This window comes from Mycobacterium sp. EPa45, assembly GCF_001021385.1.
Taxonomy (GTDB): Bacteria; Actinomycetota; Actinomycetes; order Mycobacteriales; family Mycobacteriaceae; genus Mycobacterium.
The window spans coordinates 681,596-702,834 of the sequence record NZ_CP011773.1; the positions used below are offsets into that span (position 1 = coordinate 681,596).

The following is a 21,239-nucleotide window of genomic DNA, read 5'->3' on the forward strand; positions in this document are numbered from 1 at the left end:
TAGCAACGCTAACCCCGGGCGCGGGTCAATCGCAATAGCAGTGCTATTTTTTCTAGCTGTGCTATCGTACGGTATGGCTCTGGATGATCGCCGCGAGCGCGAACGGGCTGCGCGGCGACGACTGATCGTCACGACCGCACGTGCGGTCGCCGAAGCCGAGGGCTGGGATGCCGTCACGACCCGGCGCTTGTCGACGGAGATCGAATACAGCCAGCCGGTGTTGTACAAGCACTTCGCCGGCATGGATCAGATCGCCGATGCGGTCGCGGTCGACGGGTTCGGCGAGCTGGCACAGGCCATCGAGGCTGCCCGCACCGGCGCCGCGAATTCCGGCGACTCGTTGGCCGAGGTCGCGTTGGCCTACCTGGACTTCGCGCGTGACAACCCGGCGGTCTATGACGCGATGTTCACCCGCGCGACCAGCCTGCGCTTTGCCGCTGACGACACCCCGGCTGAGATGGAGGCGGCCTTCGCCGAGGTGCGTCAGGCGGTCGGCGACGTCGCTGGTGCCCGCGACGCCGACACCCTCACGGAAGTGTTCTGGGCTGCGCTGCACGGACTGGTCACGCTCGGCCGCGCCGGGCGGCTCCGCCCCGGTTACGAGGCGCAGCGGGTCAGACTGCTCGTCACCGAGTTCACCGACCGGGCCGGGACGTCAAGTGGTCGCCCTGTCGTCGACCACCGGCGCGGCGCCCGCTAGTTCTGCTCCGGGGTCTCCACGACGCCGGTGGCGCTCTGGGCGCGCTTCTCGTAGGCCGCGCGGGCGGTCGTGTCGAAGTCGAGGAACACCCGGTCGGTGCCCATCTGCTTGGACAGCCAACGCCGTCCGCGCGGTGGCAGGAACATCACCGCGGCGGCCAAGAAGCGCGAGAAGCCCGGAACAGAGATCGACGTGGTCGGCTTGTCCAGTGCCTTGACCACGGCGGCGGCGATGTCCTCGGGCTGCACCGGCTTTGTCGCGGCGGTGGTGTGCGTGCCCGAGATCAGCTCGGTGTTTGTGAATGTCGGCATCACGCAGCTGATTTGGACACCCTGGGGGGCGAATTCGTCAGCCAGCCCGGTAGACAACCCAACCACCGCGAACTTGGTGCCGGCGTAGAGGGCCTGCCCCGGCACGGCCAGCATGCCGGCCATCGAGGCGATGTTGACGATGTGACCGCTGCGGCGCCGGACCATTTCCGGCAGCACCAGCCGACAGCCGGTGAGCACGCCGTAGAAGTTCACCTCGACGGCGGTGCGGACCGCTTGATCGGTGTGGTCGAGGAACGGGCCGACCGGCATGACCCCGGCGTTGTTGATCAGCACATCGATGTGGCCGCCGCCGTCGGCGCGGGCCTTGTCCAGAAACGTCGCGAAGGACTCCGGGTCGCTGACGTCGAGCGGATAGCCCGAGACCGGGCCGAGCTTGCTGAGCTGCGCCACCGCCGACTCCTCCAGCGCCACGTCCCGGTCACCGATGACCACGCGCGCGCCGCGCTGCAGGAGTGCCCTCGCGGTGGCGAAACCGATGCCCCGCGCGGCGCCGGTGATCGCGATGGTCTTGCCGCGGATGTTGTCCATGGCCGGGAACTTTACAGGTGTCAACTTTCGGGTGAAAGGGTGTTTCGAGAATCACCTCGGATGGCGCCGTGCATGCACACTCGATGAGTGAGCGGATTGCGTTTCGTGCCCGTCAACCTCGACGACGCGCTGGCCGGACCGCTGCTGGCGGAGCTCGCCGTCGAGTACGCCACCCGCTATGAGGCGCCGGAAGCGGCGGTGGCGGCGTGGCTACGCAACCATTCGGCCGGTGAGTTCAGCCCGCCCGACGGAGGCATGTTCATCGGGGTGCTCGACGGACTGCCGGTGACCGGCGGGGCGTTCTGCCGCTTCGACGACGACACCGCCGAACTCAAACGAATCTGGACCGACAGCCGGCACCGCCGGCAGGGTCATGCCGCTGCGCTCCTCGCGGCCCTGGAGACCGAGATCGCCCGCCGCGGCTACCGGCGCATCTACCTCACCACCGGCAACCGGCAACCTGAAGCCGAGGCGCTCTACGACAGCTGTGGCTACAGCCGCCTGGCCGAGCCGCTACCCAGTGCTGCCGACCAGTATCCGATCGCTTTCGTCAAAGTCCTGTTCGACGGCTAGCTGGGCACATTTGAAATCAGGGTGATCACAACCCCCGGTTCCGGAATGCGTTCTGCCACGGCACGTTAGACAGTTGTGTGATGGCGCAAAACCCTCTGCACCTCGGCGTCGCGCTCGACGGCTACGGCTGGCACCCGCGGGCCTGGCAGCACACGCTGGCCGCCGACCCGACGGTCGGTCCGGTGACGTCCGGCCGGTACTGGACGGAGCTCGCCGCCACCGCCGAGCGCGGGCTGCTGGACTTTCTCACCATCGACGACAGCTTCACCGCTCAACCGGGGCGCCAGGCGCAGATCAGTCCGCGCCGGCTCGCCGGCCGGGCGGACGCGGTTCTGGTCGCGGCCAGGATCGCCCCGGTGACCCGCCACATCGGGCTCATCCCGGTGGCGACGGTCACCCACACCGAGCCGTTTCACGTCTCCAAAGCCATCGCGACACTGGATTTTGTCACCCGCGGCCGGGCCGGCTGGCAGGCCAGGGTGAGCCCGACCGCGCACGAGGCAGCCGTGTTTGGCCGGCGAACTGTGCCCGACGGAACCGAATTGTTCGACGAGGCAACCGACTTCGTCGATGTGGTGCGACGACTGTGGGACAGCTGGGAGGACGACGCCGTCATCCGCGACGTCGCCACCGGCCGCTACGTCGACCGCGACAAGCTGCACTACATCGACTTCGCCGGCAGGTACTTCTCGGTCAAGGGCCCGTCGATCACCCCTCGCCCTCCGCAGGGCCAGCCGGTGGTCGCGGCCCTCGCGCACGCGCAGCGGGTATATGACTTCGCCGCCGCCGCAGCCGATCTGGTATTCGTCACCCCGACCGACGAGGCCTCAGTCCGGGAGATACTGAGTCAGTTGAGTGGCGCGGCGAAGCCCGTCGCCGACCTGGTGGTTAGCTTCGGTGGCGACGGCGACTTCCGTTCCGATGCACTGATATTCACCGGCGGCCCCGCGCAGCTGGTCGAGGTGTTGCTGGGTTGGCGAGACCTCGGCCTGTCCGGGTTCCGGTTGCGTCCCGCGGTCAACGCTACCGACCTGCCGGTCATCGTCGACGAGGTGGTGCCACTGCTGCAGCGGGCCGGTCAATTTCGCACCCGCTACCGCGACGGCGAGACGCTGCGGGAACGGTTCGGCCTACCGGCCGCCGTCAACCGCTATGCGAAAGCGGGTGTGTGATGAGCGTCCCGCTGTCGATCCTCGACCTTTCGCCGATCAGCGCGGGAAGCGATGCGGCCACCGCGCTGCACAACACCGTCGACCTGGCGCGTCACGCCGAACAGTGGGGCTACCGCCGATATTGGGTCGCCGAGCACCACTTCGTCGCTGTCGCGAGTTCGGCTCCGGCGGTCTTGATCGGCCAGATCGCCGCGGCCACCGAACGGATCCGGGTGGGCGCCGCGGCGGTCCAACTCGGGTACACCACCGCGCTGGCCGTCGTCGAGAGCTTCGGTATGCTCGAGCAATTCCACCCCGGGCGCATCGACCTCGGGCTCGGTCGCTCGGGTCAGCGCCGAAAAGAAGCCGAGCGCGGCGAGCAGCCGCCGCGCCCCGCTGAACCCTGGCGTGAGGTCGACGGCGTCGTGGTGCCGTCGGCGTTCGATACGCGGACATTGCTCGCCAGCCCGCGGATGCGGGCGCTGTCAACGGTTCTCACCCAGCCCGAGGCCGTGTCGCCGGACTTCGCCGACCAGGTCGGCGACGTCCTGGCGCTGCTCGACGGCAGCCACACGGTGCAGGATTTCCCCGTCCACGCCGTACCCGGGGAGGACTCCGGTCTCACACCCTGGATTTTCGGCAGCAGTAGGGGACAGAGCGCCGAAGTCGCCGGGGCGCGGGGCCTGCCGTTCGTCGCGAGCTATCACATCACGCCCAGCTCGGCGCTCGACGCCGTCGAGGCCTACCGGGCCGCCTTCACCCCGTCGCTGCATCTGTCGAAACCACACGTGGTGGTCTCCGCCGACGTCGTCGTCGCCGACGACTCCGCCACCGCGCACCATCTGGCGAAACCGTTTGGGCGATGGGTGTATTCGATTCGTGCGCAGGGCGGGGCGGTGCCGTACCCGGATCCCGACACCGTCGAACCGCTGACCGACCAGGAGCGGGCCGTGGTCGAGGACCGGCTCGCCACCCAATTCGTCGGCGACGCCGAGGAGGTGGCCGACAAGCTCGCCGCCCTGGTACGGGTCACCGCCGCGGACGAGCTGGTGGTGACGACCGCGACTCATCAGCACGCCGACCGGTTGCGCTCATACGAACTATTGGCCAAACGTTGGGGTGTGGCAGGATGACTCGCGAAGGTAAGCAGCGCAAGCAGGTTCACCTGGCGGCACACTTCCCCGGGGTGAACAACACGACCGTGTGGTCCGATCCGGACTCCGGCAGTCAGGTGGAGTTCGACTCGTTCATCCATCTCGCCCGTAAGGCCGAAGAGGGGCTGTTCGACTTCTTCTTCCTCGCCGAGGGCCTGCGACTGCGTGAGCACCGCGGCCGGATCCACGACCTGGACGTGGTGGGTCGCCCCGACACCTTCACGGTACTGGCGGCGCTCGCGGCCGTCACCGAACACATCGGCCTGGCCGGCACGATCAACACCACGTTCAACGAGCCGTTCGAGGTGTCCCGGCAATTCGCCAGTCTCGACCACCTCTCCGATGGCCGTGCAGCGTGGAACATGGTGACGTCGTCGGATGCGTTCACCGGCGAAAACTTCAGGCGTGGCGGCTTTCTCGAGCACGCCGACCGCTACCGGCGCGCCGAGGAATTCATCACCGTCGCCCGTGAGTTCTGGGACAGCTGGGCCGCCGACGCGGTGATCGCCGACCCGGAGACCGGCACCTACGTCGACCCGGACCGGATCAAGACGGTGTCACACCGTGGCCCGCAGTTCGACATCCGTGGGGTGAGTACGTTGCCCGGGGGGCCGCAGGGCCATCCGGTGCTCTTGCAGGCCGGCGACTCCGACGAGGGCCGCGATTTCGGCGCCAAGCACGCCGACGCTCTGTTCACCGGGCACGGTGCGCTCGACGACGGGCAGCGTTACTATGCCGACGTCAAGTCCCGCGCGGTGGCGCACGGCCGAAATCCCGACCACCTCATGGTATTTCCCGCGGCGACGTTCGTCCTCGGCGATACCGCCGCCGATGCCGAGGAGAAGGCCCACTACATCCGGCGCCAGCAGGTCACTCCGCAGACCGCGATCGCGATGCTCGAACAGGTCTGGCAGCGCGACCTGTCCGGCTACGACCCGGACGGCCCGTTACCCGACGTCGAACCCGCCGACGACCCGACCGTCAGCCAGGGCCGGGTGCGACACGGTGACCCCAAGGCGCTAGCCAACGCCTGGCGGCAGCGGTCCGAGGCCGACAATCTGTCGATCCGGGAACTGGTCATCGCGGTCACCAGCAGGCAGCAGTTCGTGGGCACCGCCGAGCATGTCGCGGCCGAGATCGACCGGCACGTCCAAGCCGATGCCTGCGACGGGTTCATCCTGGTTCCGCATCTGACCCCGCATGGGCTGGACGAGTTCATCGACACCGTCGTGCCGCTACTACAGGAGCGCGGCGTCTACCGCACCGCCTACGAAGGCGTCACGCTGCGTGACAACCTCGGATTGAATGCGCCGGAGCGCAGCCGTCAGGCCGGAGTCGCCTGACGCGCCGCGTCGCGCACGGGCCCCACCCACAGGTCACCGTGCCCGGGTATCAGCACATCGGCCTCCAGCATCGCCAGCGCCGACAGGCTGCGCACGCAGCCCGACTCGTCGTGGTTGAACACCCGGTGCAGGAGCTGCGGACCCTTGTTGGGCGCCAGCGGATGTCCGGTCACCAGCGCGTCGCCGGCGACCAGCACCCCGTCGACGATGTAGGAGCAGTGCCCACCGGTGTGGCCCGGTGTCGGCACGGCCACCGGCCGGCCGGGCAGCGTCGAGGCAATGTCGTCGGTGAGTACGCCCGCCGTCGGAATGCCTTCGTGGGTCAATGCGCCCTTGCGCATGATGTCCAGCGACCACTTCACCCAGCGGGGCTGCCAGGCGTGCCTCATCAGGTCGACCGGGGACGCCTGCTGCAGGTATTCGCGTTTGGCGTGGCCGACCTCGTCGGCGTGGCAGTAGACCGGGGTGCCGTGGGTCTTGGCGAACCAGATCGCGGTGCCGAAGTGGTCGACGTGGGCGTGGGTCAGCAGGATCGCCGTCACGTCAGTCGGGCCGAACCCCAATTCGCGAAGCGACGTCAGCACGTCGTCGCGGCTGCCCGGAAAGCCGGCGTCGATCAGCATGACACCGGCGTCGTCGCTGACCACCGTCCAATTGACCAGTGGTGTCTGCGCCATGTGGACGTGTTCGGTGATTGCGGTCAGGGCCACGGCCATGTCGCGAGTCTAGGCGCGCATCCTCGACTAGGACTCGGTCACTCGTCGTCCGGCGAAGGGGAGTAGAAACGAGAGCGTGGCTGAACTGAAACTGGGTTACAAGGCGTCGGCGGAGCAGTTCGCGCCGCGTGAGTTGGTCGAGCTGGCGGTGCTGGCCGAGGCGCACGGGATGGACAGCGCGACGGTGAGCGACCACTTCCAGCCGTGGCGTCACGAAGGCGGCCACGCGCCGTTCTCGCTGGCGTGGATGACAGCGGTGGGCGAGCGCACCAAGCGGCTGATCTTGGGCACGTCGGTGCTGACCCCCACCTTCCGCTACAACCCGGCGGTGATCGCCCAGGCGTTCGCCACCATGGGATGTCTCTACCCGGATCGGATCTTCCTCGGGGTCGGCACCGGTGAGTCGCTCAACGAGATAGCCACGGGGTACGAGGGCGAATGGCCGGAGTTCAAGGAGCGCTACGCCCGGCTGCGCGAATCGGTGCGGTTGATGCGCGAGCTGTGGCTGGGCGACCGGGTCGATTTCGAAGGCGAGTACTACAAGACCAAGGGTGCCTCGATCTATGACGTGCCCGAGGGCGGCATCCCGATCTACATCGCCGCGGGCGGACCCCAGGTGGCCAAGTACGCCGGACGCGCCGGTGACGGATTCATCTGCACGTCCGGCAAGGGCGAGGAGCTGTATAAGGACAAGCTCATCCCCGCCATGAAAGAGGGTGCCGAGGCGGCGGGCAAGAACCCTGACGATATCGACCGCATGATCGAGATCAAGATCTCCTACGACACCGATCCCGAACTGGCGCTGGAGAATACGCGATTCTGGGCGCCGCTGTCGCTGACCGCCGAGCAGAAGACCAACATCCACGACCCGCTCGAGATGGAGAAGGCAGCCGACGAGCTGCCCATCGAGCAGGTCGCCAAGCGGTGGATCGTGGCCTCGGATCCCGACGAAGCAGTCGCCAAGGTCAAGGACTACGTCGACTGGGGCTTGAATCACTTGGTGTTCCACGCTCCCGGCCACGACCAGCGCCGGTTCCTGGAGCTGTTCCAGAAGGACCTCGAGCCGCGGTTGCGTAAACTCGGCTAGGACTTTCAGCTGGGGTGAGGAACGGCCAGGACATGGCTGACCACGTCAGCCATGTTGCGCCGGAATGCGCTGCGCGAGAACGTCTCGGCGTGACGGCGGATCTGCGCCGAATCGAACGCAGCACTGTCGAAATGTGCCAGCACATCCGCGAACCGACCGATGACCGATTCATCGTCGCCCGGCGGAATCAAGGTGCCGGTGACGCCGTCGATCACGCTGTCCAGCACGCCGCCCACGCCGAGTGCGATCATCGGGGTCCCGCATGCCATAGCCTCCACCGGCACGATCCCGAAGTCTTCTTCACCAGGCATGAGACAAGCCTTGGCGCGTCGCAGGACGCTCCGGAGTTCCTCGTTCGAGACTCGTCCGAGAAACGTGATGTCCTTGCCGCCAGCCAGCTTTCGGCAGTCCTCCAAATCCCGGCCGCCACCGACGACCACCAACTTCACCCCGGCCTCGGCGGCAGCCTTGACGGCGATATCAGGTCGTTTATAGGCAACGAGGCGGCCCGCGAGGACGAAGTAGTCCTCAACCGGTTCGGTCGGGTCCGGTGTGAAGAATTCGGTGTCCACCGGAGGGTGAACGACCTCCGCCTCGCGATGCCAATGCTTTCTGATCCGATCGGCGACGGCGGTGCTGTTGGCAACAATCGTGGTCAGCTTCTTCGCGGCGCTCAGCTCGGTGTTGACCGCGATGTGCGACAGCGCTTGGAGTGCCAATCGACCGGGTAGTGAGCCCGCCTCGGCGTCACGCATCTTCTTGTTCCACGCCCAGCGCGCCGGGGAATGAACATAGGCGATCGTCGGTCGCGTTCCGGCCACTTCAGCGGCTGCCACAGCGAAGGCGTGGTGGCTGATGATGACGGCCTCCGCCGACCCGAAATCGCATCGCCTGAACCAGGCTGCTGCGAGCGGAAGCAACGGTGCATAGCTTCGATAGCCGAGGTAGCGATATCCCTGCGACAGTGGCCCGGTCACCACCCGATCGGTGAACTCGGCGGTTACCCGGCGATCCACAATCGGAATGTAGACCGGTGCGTCGGGCCACTCGCGTGCCAATTGCGTGACGACATGTTCGGACCCCGCGATCTCCGTCAGCCGTTCGTGGACGATTGCGATCACGTCTCACCTCCCCACTGCAGACTCAGTTGCCTGTCACAAGCCAGGACAAACGTCCTCCGGCCGCCAGCATATTCTCGCCCGGCGATCGTCCGGGCCCTTTTGAATTCATCCGCGAGCCTGGTCATTCGACGTGATGTGCGAGCGGCCGAGCGTGGGCACGTAAGAAAGCGAATCTAACTGTCGGGACGACAATTTCAGTGCGGAAGTCTGGACAACCGAAATTGGTACGGCGTGGTGATGGCGGATGAAACTGTCGGTTCCGCTTCGAGTACGACAAGCTAGGGGTGTGACCGCCGCTCGCACCACAACGTCGATCTACATCGCCTCGCCGGAGGGTGACACCGGCAAGTCCACCGTCGCGCTCGGGATCCTGCACCGGTTGACCGCGATGGTGCCGAGGGCGGGAGTGTTCCGGCCGATCACACGGCGAGAGAATCGCGACTACATCCTCGAGCTGCTGCTGGCGCACAGCAATGCCGGCCTGACATACGAAGAGTGCGTCGGCGTCAGCTACGAGCGGCTGCACGCCGATCCCGACGGGGCGATTGCCGACATCGTCGACCGCTACCACGAGGTGGCCGACCGTTGCGATGCCGTGGTGATCGTCGGATCGGACTACACCGATGTCGCCACTCCGACCGAGCTGAGCGTGAACGCCCGTATCGCGGCCAACCTGGGCGCACCCGTGGTGCTGTCGGTTCGCGCTCGTGACCGGACTCCGCAGGAAGTGGCTCAGGTGATCGAGCTGTGCCTGGCCGAGCTGGCCGCGCAGCACGCCCACACAGCGGCGGTGGTCGCCAACCGGGCCAACCCCACCCAGCTGGCGGCGGTGGCCGAGGCCTGCGCGGATCTGGGGCCCCGCGTCTACGTTCTGCCCGAGGAGCCCTTGTTGGTGGCCCCGACGGTCGCCGATCTGCGTGACGCCGTCGGTGGCGTTCTGGTGCATGGTGACTCCTCGCTGCTCGGCCGGGAGGTGATGGATGTGCTCGTCGCGGGGATGACCGCCGAACACTGTCTGGAGCGGCTGACCGAAGGCGTCGCCGTGATCACGCCGGGTGATCGCTCCGACGTGGTTTTGGCGGTGACCAGCGCACACGCCGCTGAGGGCTTTCCTTCACTGTCGGCGATCATCCTCAACGGCGGCCTGCCGCTGCACCCCTCGATCGCCCAACTGGTCAACGGCCTGGGCCTGCGGCTGCCGATCATCGCCTGCGACCTCGGCACGTTCGAGACCGCCAGCGCGGTGGCCGGCACCCGGGGCCGGGTCACCGCTTCGTCGCAGCGCAAGATCGACACCGCGCTCGCTCTGATGGAGCGCTACGTCGACATCGACGAGCTGCAGGAACGGCTCAGCCTACCGATCCCCACCGTCACCACGCCGCAGATGTTCACCTATCAGCTGATGGAACGGGCCAGGGCCGATCGCAAACGAATCGTGCTCCCCGAGGGCGACGACGACCGCATTCTGCAGGCGGCCGGCCGGCTGCTGCGCCGTGGGGTCGCGGAACTGACGATTCTCGGCGGGGGGTCTGAAGTTCGCTCGCGCGCAGCAGAATTGGGCGTCGACCTGACAGCTGCCACCGTTCTGAACCCGCGCACCAGCGAGCTGTGTGACGAATTCGCCGCGCAGTACGCCGAACTTCGCAAAAAGAAGGGTGTGACGCTGGAGCAGGCGCGGGAAGTCATCCACGATGTGTCCTACTTCGGAACGATGCTCGTGCACAACGGGATCGTCGACGGCATGGTGTCGGGCGCCACCCACACCACCGCGCACACCGTGCGACCCGCGTTCGAGATCATCAAGACCCAGCCCGACGTATCCACCGTGTCGAGCATCTTCTTGATGTGTCTGTCCGACCGGGTCCTGGCCTACGGCGATTGCGCGATCGTGCCCGATCCGACCGCCGAGCAGCTCGCCGACATCGCGATCAGCTCCGCGCGTACTGCCGCTCAATTCGGGATCGATCCCCGAGTGGCGATGTTGTCCTACTCGACCGGCACCTCGGGCACCGGTGCCGGCGTCGACAAGGTCAGGGCGGCAACCGAACTGGTACGTACCCGGGCGCCGGAGCTGTTGGTGGAAGGGCCGATCCAGTACGACGCCGCCGTCGACTCGACCGTCGCAGCGGCAAAGATGCCAGGCTCTGAGGTGGCCGGCCGTGCCACGGTGCTGATCTTCCCGGACCTCAACACCGGCAACAACACCTACAAGGCGGTGCAGCGCAGTGCGGGCGCCATCGCCATCGGCCCGGTGCTGCAGGGCCTCAACAAGCCCGTCAACGACCTGTCCCGCGGAGCGCTCGTCGAAGACATCGTCAACACCGTTGCGATCACCGCGATCCAGGCCCAGGGGAAGTGATGAGCTCTACTGTTCTGGTATTGAACTCCGGCTCGTCGTCACTGAAATATCAGCTACTGGAACCAGATACCGCCGCGTCGCTGGCCCACGGGATCGTCGAACGGATCGGGGAGTCGACGTCAACGGCGACCCTGGTGCTGGGCAACAACGAGATTCGGCGCGACGGCCGCATCGCCGATCACGAAGCGGCCCTGCGGACCGCGTTCGACCTGTTCGCCGAGACCGGCCAAGCGTTGGACGGATTGGGACTGATCGCCGTTGGTCACCGCGTGGTGCATGGCGGCGAGGATCTGTACCGGCCCACGATCGTCGACGACGCGCTGATCGCCAAACTGCGGGAACTCGCCCCGCTGGCGCCACTGCATAATCCCCCGGCGGTGCTGGGCATCGAGGTGGCCCGTAAGGTGCTGCCCGACCTGGCTCACGTCGCGGTCTTCGACACCGCCTTCTTCCACGATCTACCCGCCGCCGCGACCACCTATGCGATCGATCGGGATCTGGCCAGACGATGGCAGATTCGCCGCTACGGCTTCCACGGCACTTCGCACCAATATGTGCGCCAGCAGGCCGCGCGTTTTCTGGGCGCCCCGATCGAATCGCTCAACCAGATCGTCCTCCACCTCGGCAATGGCGCCTCGGCGTCGGCGATCGCCGGTGGCCGCCCCGTCGACACCTCGATGGGGCTTACGCCGATGGAGGGTCTGGTGATGGGCACCCGCTCCGGTGACATCGACCCGGGCGTGCTCGTCTACCTGTGGCGCTCCTGCGACATGGGTGTCGAGGACATCGAGACGATGCTCAACCGGCGCTCCGGAATGTACGGGCTCAGCGGTGAGATAGACTTCCGCGCCATCCACCGGCGAATCGAAAGTGGCGACGACGCAGCTCAATTGGCTTACGACGTCTACATCCACCGGTTGCGCAAATACCTCGGCGCCTATCTGGCGATCCTGGGCCATACCGATGTGGTGACGTTCACCGCGGGCGTGGGGGAGAACGATGCGCGTGTACGGCGCGACGCGCTGACCGGGCTGGCGCCACTGGGGATCGAACTCGACGAGCACCTCAACGACAGTCCGGCCGGAGCTGCCCGACGGATCTCCGCCGAGAAGTCGCCCACGACAGTGCTCGTGATCCCGACGAACGAGGAACTGGCGATCGCGCAGGCCTGCCTGACAGTGGTCTAGAGGTTGCTTACTTGGCGCCGGGCATCGGGATCTCCTTGACGCCGGGGGTGCCGATCTTGCCTGCCAGCCATGGCAGGGCGTCGGCGAACGCATAGCCCGCGCCCTGGAAGTCGTGGGACGCATGGGTGTTCACCACCGCACACTCAATGCCGTAGCTGCTCAGCAGCGAACACAAGGCATGAGCGATGTCGGCGTGGTCCTCAGAATTGGTATCCCACTGGGACGGCGCCGAGGGTGGGGTGCCGATGTGTTCGCCGGGCCGGTACTCGGCGGAGGTATCCGATGACACCGCGAACCACGCCGACATGCCGGTGTAGGGCCCGTGCCGGACCACCGCGGATTTCGGGTCGAAGGTCTCCCAAGCCGCGGCATCGCCGCCGAATAATCGGGCGATGGTCTGCTCCCGGGTGCCGGCATTGGGGCCGAGCTGACCGTCGATGTCGACGATTGCATTGAACACCTCGGGGTACATGACGCCGAGCATCAGCGCGCAGGTTCCCCCCGACGACCACCCCGCGACGCCCCAGCTCGCGGCTTTCGGGCTCACGCCGAAGGTCGAGACCACATAGGGCACAACATCTTTGATGATATGGTCGGCGGCGTTGCCGCGGGTGCCGTTGACGCATTCGGTGTCATTGCTGAAGGTCCCGCCGACGTCGGGAAAGACCATCACCGGGGCATTGCCGTAGTGCCGCGCAGTGAATTCGTCCAGCGTGAGCAGCGCATCGGCCGACCGCAGCCAGTCGTCGGGACGGCCGAACTCCCCGCCGAACATCATCACCGCGGGCAGCTGGGGTGGTGGTGAGGTAGCAAACCATGCCGGTGGCAGGTAGACGTATTCCTGCCGGTGCGAAAAGCCGGATGCGGCAGCGGGTGTCGTCATTTTGACGACGACACCCTGGGCCGGCCTGGCCCCGTTGCTCTGCATGTCGGCCAGGGTTGACTGGTCAATCCAACGCGGCGGCTCGTTGCCGGTGACCCGGTCCCAGGCGGACTGCACGGTGGGGAAGTAGCCGACCCAGGTGTTTACCGCCAGCGCGGCGCACAGCAGACACAGCGGAACGGCCAGGATCGCCGCAGTGCGGCGCGGCCATCCGGTACCGACCCAGCCGGTGATAAGCACGACGACGGCGACCCCGATGCCGACGATCCACAACCAGAAGGCCGCGGGCGCCGGATCCTGCGACATCCCCTGGTCTTCGATGAACCAGAACGTCAGTGCCGCGCAGATGCCGCCGGCGATCACCGCGACCGGCAGCCAGATCCTCAACCACCGCGGTGATCTCCTGCCGATCGCCGCCACCAGGACCGCGGCGGCGAGGACTTGCAGCGCGATCAATAGCCAGCCATGTGTGAGGCTCAAGATGTACGGCCTCCGCAATCATTGTGTGTCGGAACGAGGTCGACGCGCTGGTTGATCCAGTCCACCGCCTCGGTCATGTCGAGCTGGTCCGGTGCATCGGCGGCGAGGCGGCGGATCGTGAGGACGTCACCCATCTGACACGCGCGGCTCAGCGCGGCATCCACCCACCCGGCGGGGACCAGAGGATCCTGATCGCCGTAGATCACCAGCATCGGAGCCTGCGTGGGCCCTTGCGGCAGGCTGCTTTTCTTGAGGAAGCCGCGAAGGGTGGTCACGGCGGCCGGTGAGTGGGGTCTCAGATCGGCGGGGGTGATCTGTCCTGCGATCGTGGCGCGCTCCCGCAATCCGGCGGCGTCGCAGGCCAGCAGTGCATCCCATTTCTGCGCTACGATCCCGCCGCGGTAGTCGTCCAGGTGGAAGTCGTCGGGGTACGAGTTCTTCAGTCCGGCGAGAAGCGCTGGGAGATCGAGTTGTTGCTGGCTGTTGAGGGTGCCCGCCTCGGCAGCATCGGCCAGGCCCGTTATATCGGAAACCGGCGAAATCGCGACCGAGCCGAGCAAGGTGAGCCCTTGGCCTTGGTTCGCCATCAGTTCGTTGGCGGCCCAGGCCGCCTGGCCACCCTGACCGATGCCCAGGGCGGCGAAAGACGTCGAAGCCGGGGTGACGGCACGTTCGATCAGTTTGCGGGCGGCTTTAACCGAGTCGATCAGGTTGTAGCCGACGGTCGTCGAGTCGAGGTATGGATGATAACTGTCGCGGCCCGGCCGATCCTTGATTCTGTCCAGGTCCCCCAGCCCCTGGTAGTCGGGCATCACCACGGGATAGCCGGCCTGCAGTAGCTGTCGCACGACAGCGGGCGAAGTGAGCTGAGGCGAAGTCGAGGGCCCGCATCCGGGCAGCGAACCCGTCGTGGGATGGCCGAACGCGACGACGTGCCAACCCCCTTCCGGGGGGCGGCCCTTGGGGGCCAAGAGTATTCCGGTGACGTGAGTGGTGCTGTCGTTGATCCCTGAGCGCGATGCGTAGGTGAAACGCTGCGCCCAGCCGACCGCAGATTGCAGCGATGGATCGAGGTCGGTGACCGCGTCACTGGTGACGAGATCGCCGTAGTTCTCCGAGGCGGTCTTCTGTTTTTCCGTGGGCCGCGGCGGTCGGCTACTGCAGCCAGCACCGACAAGAGCAACGAGCATCAGGATAAAGAGGGCCTTTGCGGCCGGTATTCGTCGCACAACTGGATGCTAGTAGCCGCCGGGACGATCGCGCCGGGGGTTTGCGGCGGGTCGGTTGGCCGGGGTGATGTCTACCGCGGTGGTCGCGGGTCGTACGGGTCATCGGGATCTGGCTCGCCGAACCACCGCGACGGGGTGTGTTCGGGGTAATGGTCGTGCCAGGCCCACCATTCGTAGGGTTTACTCTGCGGATAGCCCTGCGGTGAGTCCTCCCACGTCTCCTGGCGCCCCAGTGCGGTCATATCAAGGAAATGCCAAGTGTTGACGAAGATTTCGTCGCCGCGACTATCGATGAAGTAGGTGCGGTAGATCTGGTCATCGTCGCGGATGAAGGCATTGGTTCCGTGCCACTGGTCGACACCGAAGTCGACGTCGAAGGCGCTGTCCGGCCCGGGTACCATGGTGTACCACGGAATGTCCCAGCCCATTGTGGCCTTGATGCGCGTGATGTCGGCTTGCGCCCCTCGGGACGCGTAGACCAGCGTGGTGTCGCGGGCGTTGAGGTGTGCCAGGTTGCCGATGTGGTCAGCCATCAGGGAGCATCCGACGCAGCCGTGGTCGGGCCAACCGTGGACTCCGGGATCCAGGAACGCCCGGTACACGATAAGTTGGCGACGGCCCTGAAACAGGTCCAGCAGGCTGACGGTGCCGTCGGGCCCGTCGAACTCGTAGTGCTTCTCGACGGGGGTCCACGGCATCCGCCGGCGCAACGCGGCCAGCGCGTCGCGGGCGCGGGTCAATTCCTTTTCTCCTGCCAGCATTTCGTGACGGGCGGTCTCCCACTCGGCGGCCGACACGATGTGGGGAGTCTTCATGTGCGCTCCTTAAAAACATTCAACAAAACAGTTGAGTATCTGACTTCAGCGAACCACGAGGAGCGGCTATAGTCAACAAGATGGTTGAAGATCAAGTCTTGGACCGGGCCTATGGTGCACTCGCCGACCCGACGCGTCGCCACCTGATCGAGGCGTTGCGGCATGGTGATGCGCGGATCACCGACCTTGCTGCCCCGTTGCCGATGACCTTCGCCGGCGTATCCCGCCACATCGGGGTGCTCGAGTCGGCCGGGCTCATTCATCGGGAGGTGCGCGGCCGCGAGCACTGGGTGTCGCTGCGGCCGGAAGGCCTTGGCGCCGCCCAGCTTTGGATCGACGAACAGACCCGATTCTGGTCGGAGCGCGCCGACGCACTGGCCGCACGGCTGCGCCGCAAGAAGGGCGAGCACCGGTGAGCGAGACGGTGACCGTCGTCGTGCAGCGGGTCATGCCGGCGTCGCCCCAGGTGGTCTTCGACGAGTGGCTCGATCCCGAGGCGCTGCAGGAGTGGATGTGCCCGGACCCCGTGCGGGTCGTCGACGTGACCGTCGAGGCGCGCGTGGGTGGCACGGTGCGCTTCGACGTCGACGACTCGGGCACCAGGGTGCTGATCAGCGGGCAGTTCTTGACCATCGACCGCCCGCGTCTGCTGCGGTTCACCTGGAGCAACTCGAATTGGGCGGACCCGACCCGGGCCAGCATCGTCAACGTGACGTTCGAACCGGTCGGGGCGGGCGAGACGCTGATGTCGATCGAGCACTCCCTGCTGCCGACAAGCGAATTCGAGTCGTTTCACAACGGCTGGATCGCCACCTTCGAGCAGCTGGCAGGCAGGCTGGAGTCGAGGGTGCCCTGAGCGCACTCGCCGCCGTACCGCAAACCCGGCGCAGCAGCCCTCAGAACGTGCTGGTGGGCCGCACGTTGTTGGCCATGTCTACCAGCGCGTAGCGGTGCGCTTGACTGGTGGCCACCCGGGCCAGGCTCCGCAGCGACGCTTCGACGCCGAGACGTAAGCCGTGTTCGGTGAACGGGAAGCCAAGAATGTGGTTGGTACTGGCGGTGTTCTCACTCATCCAGTCCATCGCCGTACCCAACACCAGTGCGCGTATCTGCAGCACGCGCGGTTCAGAGTCGGGCAGTGCCTCCACCCGGCGCGCGGCATCACGGATCTGCTCCTCGGACAGCTCGCTGGCCGACCGTCCGGACAGCAGCGTCACCGCGCTGGTCAACCGCGCGGTGGTGAAATGCCGTGAGGCGGCAGGCACTTCGTCGAGTGTGCGGACCGCCGCCTCGCGATCGCCCTCCACCGACAGCGCCCGGGCCAGGCCGAAGGCGGCCGAAATGGAATTGTTGTCGGTCTGCCAGACCGTTCGGTAGAACGGCAGCTCGTCGGAGGTGGCGGCCAGTTCGGCCGTTGCCGCCAATGCCAACTTTGGCGCCAACTCGCCCGGGAAAATGTCCAGAACTTCAGTGAAATGCTTTGTCGCCGAATCATAGTCGCCGGTCAGAAGCTCGGAGACGGCCTTGAACCAGATCAGCCGCCAGCGCCAGCCCACCCGCTCGGCCAGGTCGTCGAGCTTGCGGTTGGCCTTGGCGACATCACCCAGGTCGAGCAGCGCCCGCACCTCCATCAACGGCAACTCCATTGATTCCGTCAGATCGACACCCTCGGAGTCCAATCCGCCGTGTCGGGCCGCGCGGAGCGAATCCAGTGTCTGGACGGGTTGCGACAGCACCGTCGTCGAGAGCACGGTCGCCGCGATGTCCGTCGGATCCACCAGCGGAACCGGCAGGGCCGTGACGATCTCGGCCGCGGTCAGCTTCTCGGCATGGGCCATCCCGTCGAGGTAGACGTCGGTGTGCGCCACCAGTAATTCCACCCCGAACGCCGCGCGGGTACGGGTGAACACCGTCGACAGGCCGGGCCGCGGCACACCGGTGTCCTCGGCGACGACTTCCCTCAGCACACCCAGCAGCTGCGAGGACATCTCCTCGGCGCTGGCGAACCGGCGGCGCGGATCGGGGTCGATCGCCCGGCGCAGCAGCCGCGCGAACGAATCATATTTCTTGAGCACCGGGTCGTCTTCGGGAAGGCCGTCGACGTAGCGCCCCTTGCGAGTTCGCAGCTTCAGCGTCAACGCGGCCAGGGTGCGACCCACCGTGTAGATGTCGCTGGCGACGGTCGGTCCCGTCCGCACGATCTCCGGCGCCTGGTAGCCGGGTGTGCCGTAGAGATAGCCGAACGAGTTGATTCGTGACACCGCGCCGAGGTCGATCAGCTTGAGCTGCTCCTCGGTCACCATCACGTTCTCCGGCTTGAGATCGTTGTAACACAGGCCGATCGAATGCAGATAGCCCAGCGCCGGCAGGATCTCCAGCATGTAGGCGATGGCCTCCGATACCGGAAGCTTCTCGCCCTTGGGCGCTTTCAGTGACTTGCCGCCGACGTACTCCATCACGATGTAGCCGACGGGCTCACCGTGGGAATCGGGGTGCTCGACGAAGTTGAAGATCTTCACGATCGAGGGGTGAACAACCTCGGCGAGGAACTGACGTTCGGCCATCGCGATCGCCTGCGCCTCGGCGTCGCCGGAATGAACCAGACCCTTGAGCACCACCGGTCGTTCGTTGACGTTGTGGTCGACGGCGAGGTACACCCACCCGAGACCACCATGTGCCACACAGCCTTTGATTTCGTACTGGTCGGCGACCATGTCCCCGGGAACCAGCTGCGGCAGGAACGAATACGCGCTGTTGCAGTGCGGGCACCACCCCTCCGATGCCGCCTCGCCGTCCTCGGTCTTGCGACCCACCGGGCGGCCGCAGTTCCAGCAGAACCGCTTCGACTCGGCGACAACAGGATTGACCATCAATGCCGCGAGCGGGTCGATCTCGGGGTACCGGGGTATCTCTACCAGCCCACCACCGAGGCGCCGGGTCGGCGACAGCTTGCGGGCCACGGTGGCGTGGTGCATGGACTCGGGCTCGGTACCCACGCTGCCGATCGAGTCGTCATCGTCGTCCTCGAACTGCGGACGATATATCGCCTGAGTGGCCATCGGCCACATCGTCGACGTCGAATCCATGGTGAGGTCGTCGAACGCCGCCGGCTGCGTTCCGACGTCGACTTCTGGCTGATCCGACGCGGCCATCAGTCGAGGTACCTCGGTGTCGGGGGAGCCGGCGCAGGTCCCAGCACCGTCAACCACTTGCGGTACAACGTGTTCCAGGTGCCGTCGCGCCGGATGCGCTCCAGCGTCCCGTTGACGAAGCGCACCAGGGAAGTGTTGGTCAGGTTGATGCCGATGCCGTACGGCTCCTGGGCCATGTTCGGTCCGATAATGTGCAAATACGGATCCTGGGCCACCAGGCCGGCCAGAATGGAGTCGTCGGTGCTGACCGCGTCGACCTCGCGCTGCTGCAACGCGACCAGGCAGTCTGCCCAGCTCACCACCGTCACGATGATCGGCGGTGGCGCGATCTGGCGCACCCGGTCCAGGGACGTCGTGCCGCTGGCGACGCAGACCCGCCGCCCGGTCAGGTCGGAGGCCTGCGAGATGGCCGATTCCCGCGGCGCCAGAATGCGTTGATAGGCAGTGAAATACGCCGTCGAGAAGTTGACCAGCTTGCGCCGCTCGCAGGTGATCGTCATGGTCTTGACCACGATGTCGACGGTGTTGTTCTGCAGCGCGGTGATCCGGTCGGCCGACGACAAGATCCGGTACTCGACGGCCGACGGGGTCCCGAAGATATCGCGGGCCACCTCACCGGCGATGTCGACGTCGAACCCGGTGATCTCGCCGGTGATCGGATCGCGGAAGGAGAACAGGTTGCTGCCGACGTCCAGCCCGACGATCAGCCGGCCCCGGGCGCGGATCCCGGCCACCGCCGCGTCAGCTTCGGCCTTGGTGGGAAACGGCTTCAGGCTGGCGGTGCGATCGCAGGAGTTCTCCGAGGGATCCGGGCGCTGGGGCGGCTCGGGGGCGAGCTCCTGCATCCCGGCGGGCGTGGGCGGCGCCAGCGTCGGCACCGGCGGGGCGCCGATGAATTCGGTCTTGCCGCAGCCGCTGAGCACGGTCGCTGCGGCGACCGTGATGCACAGCAACCGGCGCACGCTCATCATCGGTACTCGCTGAGCCGCGGCCACAGTCCGAGCGCCACGGCGATCGCCGCCCCGACCGAGAGCACCACCCCGCCGACGGTGGTGCCCGACAGCACCCGGCGGGCGGACAGGATGTCATTGCGCAGTTGGTTGCGGCTCTGCCGGATGCCACTGGACAGCGCCGCATCCAGCTTGTCGAACGCCGGCGTCGAGTCGTCCTCGCCGGTGCCCAACGCCACCTGGGTGGCGGCCTGGTAGTTGCCGACCGAGATGTAGGCGTTGATCCGCTCGTCGGCTTGCCGCCATTTGGTCAGCAACGCGTCGGCGTTGGCCAGGTCGTCCTTGGCGATGGCGTCCTTGCGACCCAGATAGTCGGCGAGCTGAGTGTGCATGGCTTCAACACGTTGGTAGTAGGAGCGCTTACGGAGGTCTTCGTCCCCTCGCCGGATCAGCGACAGCGTCTCGTCGGCGCGTGCCTGCTGAGCCGTGATAGCCAGGTTAGTCACCGTTTTCAGCGACTCGGCCGCGGTGTTCTTCGCGGCCCGGCTGCCGGCGGTGGAGACGATCAGCGCCGAACCCACCCAGATGATCATGATCACGATCGCCAGACCACCGGCGATCAGGCCGACGTTCACCCGGCGTTTGGTGCGGTCGGCCAGCCATCGATGCCCGAACACCCCGAACAGGAGCGTCACTGCTACCAGCAAGATCACCGGCGCCGGGATGCGGGTGGATGCTGTGGTCTCGGCGTCGACGCGCGCCGAGGTCTGCTCGTACAGCCGCTGCGCGTCGGGCAGGATCTGCTGCTGCATCAGCGCCGAGGCTTCGGAGAGGTACGACGAGCCGACCGGGTTGCCCATCCGGTTGTTGGTTCGCGCCGTCTCGATCAGGCCGGTGTACACCGCGAGCTGTGCGTTGATCCGGCCCAGCAGCTGCACCAGGGGCTCGTCGGTGAGGCCGCTGGATGCGCGGGTGACCGCGACAGCCGCGTCGGTGATCGCCTGCTCGTAGCGCTGGCGCACGGCGCGCGGCTCCGAGCCGGCGATGAACGCGGTCGCCGCGGCGGCATCAGCCACCGAGAGCGTGGTGTAGAGCTGGCCGGCGGCGAAGGCCAACGGCTCGGTGTGGTTGAGCACGGCGGTCAGCTGCGTTTGCCGGTCGGTGATCGTCGTCGAGGTGGCGAAGGCGCTGAGGATGCCGAGCGTGGCGAGGATGACGCCGAGGGTCAGGATGCGTCCCGGCGTCGTGCGGACGAACCACCACCGGGGGTGAGCGGGCGGAGTCGTCGACCGTTGGCCCAATGGCTCGGTCGACGGGTGCGCCAGCTCAACGGTCACCGCTTGCGGACCTCATTCCCTGTTGTCCGGATCCTCTGCTGCCCCGTGCCCGGATACCCGGGCGCGCTTCCTGAGACAATCCTAAGAGGTCCTGTGACGGATGGGGCGGGATCGACCGACCTGGGTCCGGCGTGGCGTGCTT

The 21,239-nt window shown here is 66.6% G+C and carries 19 protein-coding genes; 10 read left to right on the forward strand and 9 right to left on the reverse strand.

The window, feature by feature from the left end:
• Positions 1–73 precede the first annotated feature (73 nt).
• Positions 74–700 (forward strand): TetR/AcrR family transcriptional regulator, encoded by a 627-nt coding sequence (locus tag AB431_RS03085; RefSeq protein WP_047328702.1) that lies wholly within the window; start codon positions 74–76, stop codon positions 698–700.
• Here the strand turns inward: AB431_RS03085 and AB431_RS03090 are convergent.
• On the reverse strand, positions 697–1,560 hold the full coding sequence (locus AB431_RS03090; RefSeq protein ID WP_047328703.1) for an SDR family oxidoreductase: 864 nt from the start codon (positions 1,558–1,560) through the stop codon (positions 697–699). The two genes, AB431_RS03085 and AB431_RS03090, sit on opposite strands and share 4 nt — an antisense overlap.
• A gap of 87 nt (positions 1,561–1,647) precedes the next feature.
• Between AB431_RS03090 and AB431_RS03095 the strand changes: the two genes are divergently transcribed.
• From AB431_RS03095 to AB431_RS03110, 4 genes are all read left to right on the forward strand, one after another.
• Complete coding sequence (locus AB431_RS03095) at positions 1,648–2,133, forward strand: GNAT family N-acetyltransferase (protein ID WP_047328704.1); 486 nt, start codon at positions 1,648–1,650, stop codon at positions 2,131–2,133.
• 80 nt (positions 2,134–2,213) lie between these two features.
• A complete protein-coding gene (locus AB431_RS03100; RefSeq protein WP_047328705.1) occupies positions 2,214–3,305 on the forward strand; it encodes an LLM class flavin-dependent oxidoreductase in 1,092 nt (363 codons plus the stop codon).
• Complete coding sequence (locus AB431_RS03105) at positions 3,305–4,417, forward strand: LLM class flavin-dependent oxidoreductase (RefSeq protein ID WP_047328706.1); 1,113 nt, start codon at positions 3,305–3,307, stop codon at positions 4,415–4,417. Before AB431_RS03100 ends, AB431_RS03105 begins: the two co-directional genes overlap by 1 nt.
• Positions 4,414–5,781 (forward strand): NtaA/DmoA family FMN-dependent monooxygenase, encoded by a 1,368-nt coding sequence (locus AB431_RS03110; protein ID WP_047328707.1) that lies wholly within the window; start codon positions 4,414–4,416, stop codon positions 5,779–5,781. Before AB431_RS03105 ends, AB431_RS03110 begins: the two co-directional genes overlap by 4 nt.
• Here the strand turns inward: AB431_RS03110 and AB431_RS03115 are convergent.
• Positions 5,763–6,497, reverse strand: coding sequence for an MBL fold metallo-hydrolase (locus AB431_RS03115; RefSeq protein ID WP_047328708.1), 735 nt, complete (start codon positions 6,495–6,497; stop codon positions 5,763–5,765). The genes AB431_RS03110 and AB431_RS03115 overlap by 19 nt on opposite strands.
• A gap of 76 nt (positions 6,498–6,573) precedes the next feature.
• On the opposite strand from AB431_RS03115, the gene fgd reads away from it, so the two are divergent.
• Positions 6,574–7,584 carry a glucose-6-phosphate dehydrogenase (coenzyme-F420) gene (gene fgd / locus AB431_RS03120; protein WP_047328709.1) on the forward strand — a complete coding sequence of 337 codons (1,011 nt, stop codon included), beginning with the start codon at positions 6,574–6,576 and terminating at the stop codon, positions 7,582–7,584.
• Positions 7,585–7,589: 5 nt separating this feature from the next.
• On the opposite strand, the gene AB431_RS03125 is transcribed toward fgd, so the two are convergent.
• A complete protein-coding gene (locus tag AB431_RS03125; RefSeq protein ID WP_047328710.1) occupies positions 7,590–8,705 on the reverse strand; it encodes a glycosyltransferase in 1,116 nt (371 codons plus the stop codon).
• A gap of 286 nt (positions 8,706–8,991) precedes the next feature.
• On the opposite strand from AB431_RS03125, the gene pta reads away from it, so the two are divergent.
• Both pta and AB431_RS03135 read left to right on the forward strand, forming a co-directional pair.
• On the forward strand, positions 8,992–11,064 hold the full coding sequence (gene pta / locus AB431_RS03130) for a phosphate acetyltransferase (RefSeq protein ID WP_047328711.1): 2,073 nt from the start codon (positions 8,992–8,994) through the stop codon (positions 11,062–11,064).
• The gene (locus AB431_RS03135) at positions 11,064–12,251 is read left to right on the forward strand and encodes an acetate kinase (protein WP_047328712.1); all 1,188 of its coding nucleotides are present in this window, start codon (positions 11,064–11,066) and stop codon (positions 12,249–12,251) included. The genes pta and AB431_RS03135 overlap by 1 nt, the downstream gene beginning before the upstream one ends.
• A gap of 7 nt (positions 12,252–12,258) precedes the next feature.
• Here AB431_RS03135 and AB431_RS03140 read toward each other — a convergent pair whose 3' ends face one another.
• The 3 genes from AB431_RS03140 to AB431_RS03150 form a co-directional block, all read right to left on the reverse strand.
• Positions 12,259–13,614, reverse strand: coding sequence for an alpha/beta hydrolase family protein (locus AB431_RS03140; RefSeq protein WP_047328713.1), 1,356 nt, complete (start codon positions 13,612–13,614; stop codon positions 12,259–12,261).
• Positions 13,611–14,804: a lipase family protein gene (locus AB431_RS03145; RefSeq protein ID WP_047328714.1), complete on the reverse strand. Its 1,194-nt coding sequence runs from the start codon at positions 14,802–14,804 to the stop codon at positions 13,611–13,613. The genes AB431_RS03140 and AB431_RS03145 overlap by 4 nt, the downstream gene beginning before the upstream one ends.
• Positions 14,805–14,914: 110 nt before the next feature.
• Positions 14,915–15,658 (reverse strand): DUF899 domain-containing protein, encoded by a 744-nt coding sequence (locus AB431_RS03150; protein ID WP_047328715.1) that lies wholly within the window; start codon positions 15,656–15,658, stop codon positions 14,915–14,917.
• 80 nt (positions 15,659–15,738) lie between these two features.
• Here AB431_RS03150 and AB431_RS03155 point away from each other — a divergent pair, with 80 nt between their 5' ends.
• Together AB431_RS03155 and AB431_RS03160 are read left to right on the forward strand one after the other, a co-directional pair.
• Complete coding sequence (locus AB431_RS03155; protein ID WP_047328716.1) at positions 15,739–16,074, forward strand: helix-turn-helix transcriptional regulator; 336 nt, start codon at positions 15,739–15,741, stop codon at positions 16,072–16,074.
• Complete coding sequence (locus tag AB431_RS03160; protein ID WP_047328717.1) at positions 16,071–16,514, forward strand: SRPBCC domain-containing protein; 444 nt, start codon at positions 16,071–16,073, stop codon at positions 16,512–16,514. Before AB431_RS03155 ends, AB431_RS03160 begins: the two co-directional genes overlap by 4 nt.
• A 40-nt stretch (positions 16,515–16,554) precedes the next feature.
• Here the strand turns inward: AB431_RS03160 and AB431_RS03165 are convergent, their stop codons facing one another.
• From AB431_RS03165 to glnX, 3 genes are read right to left on the reverse strand one after another with little or no spacing between them, the layout of a single operon-like run.
• On the reverse strand, positions 16,555–18,810 hold the full coding sequence (locus AB431_RS03165; RefSeq protein WP_047328718.1) for a serine/threonine-protein kinase PknG: 2,256 nt from the start codon (positions 18,808–18,810) through the stop codon (positions 16,555–16,557).
• A complete protein-coding gene (locus AB431_RS03170) occupies positions 18,810–19,781 on the reverse strand; it encodes a glutamate ABC transporter substrate-binding protein (RefSeq protein ID WP_047333029.1) in 972 nt (323 codons plus the stop codon). The genes AB431_RS03165 and AB431_RS03170 overlap by 1 nt, the downstream gene beginning before the upstream one ends.
• Positions 19,778–21,097 carry a protein kinase G-activating protein GlnX gene (gene glnX / locus AB431_RS03175; RefSeq protein ID WP_047328719.1) on the reverse strand — a complete coding sequence of 440 codons (1,320 nt, stop codon included), beginning with the start codon at positions 21,095–21,097 and terminating at the stop codon, positions 19,778–19,780. The genes AB431_RS03170 and glnX overlap by 4 nt, the downstream gene beginning before the upstream one ends.
• Positions 21,098–21,239 lie beyond the last annotated feature (142 nt).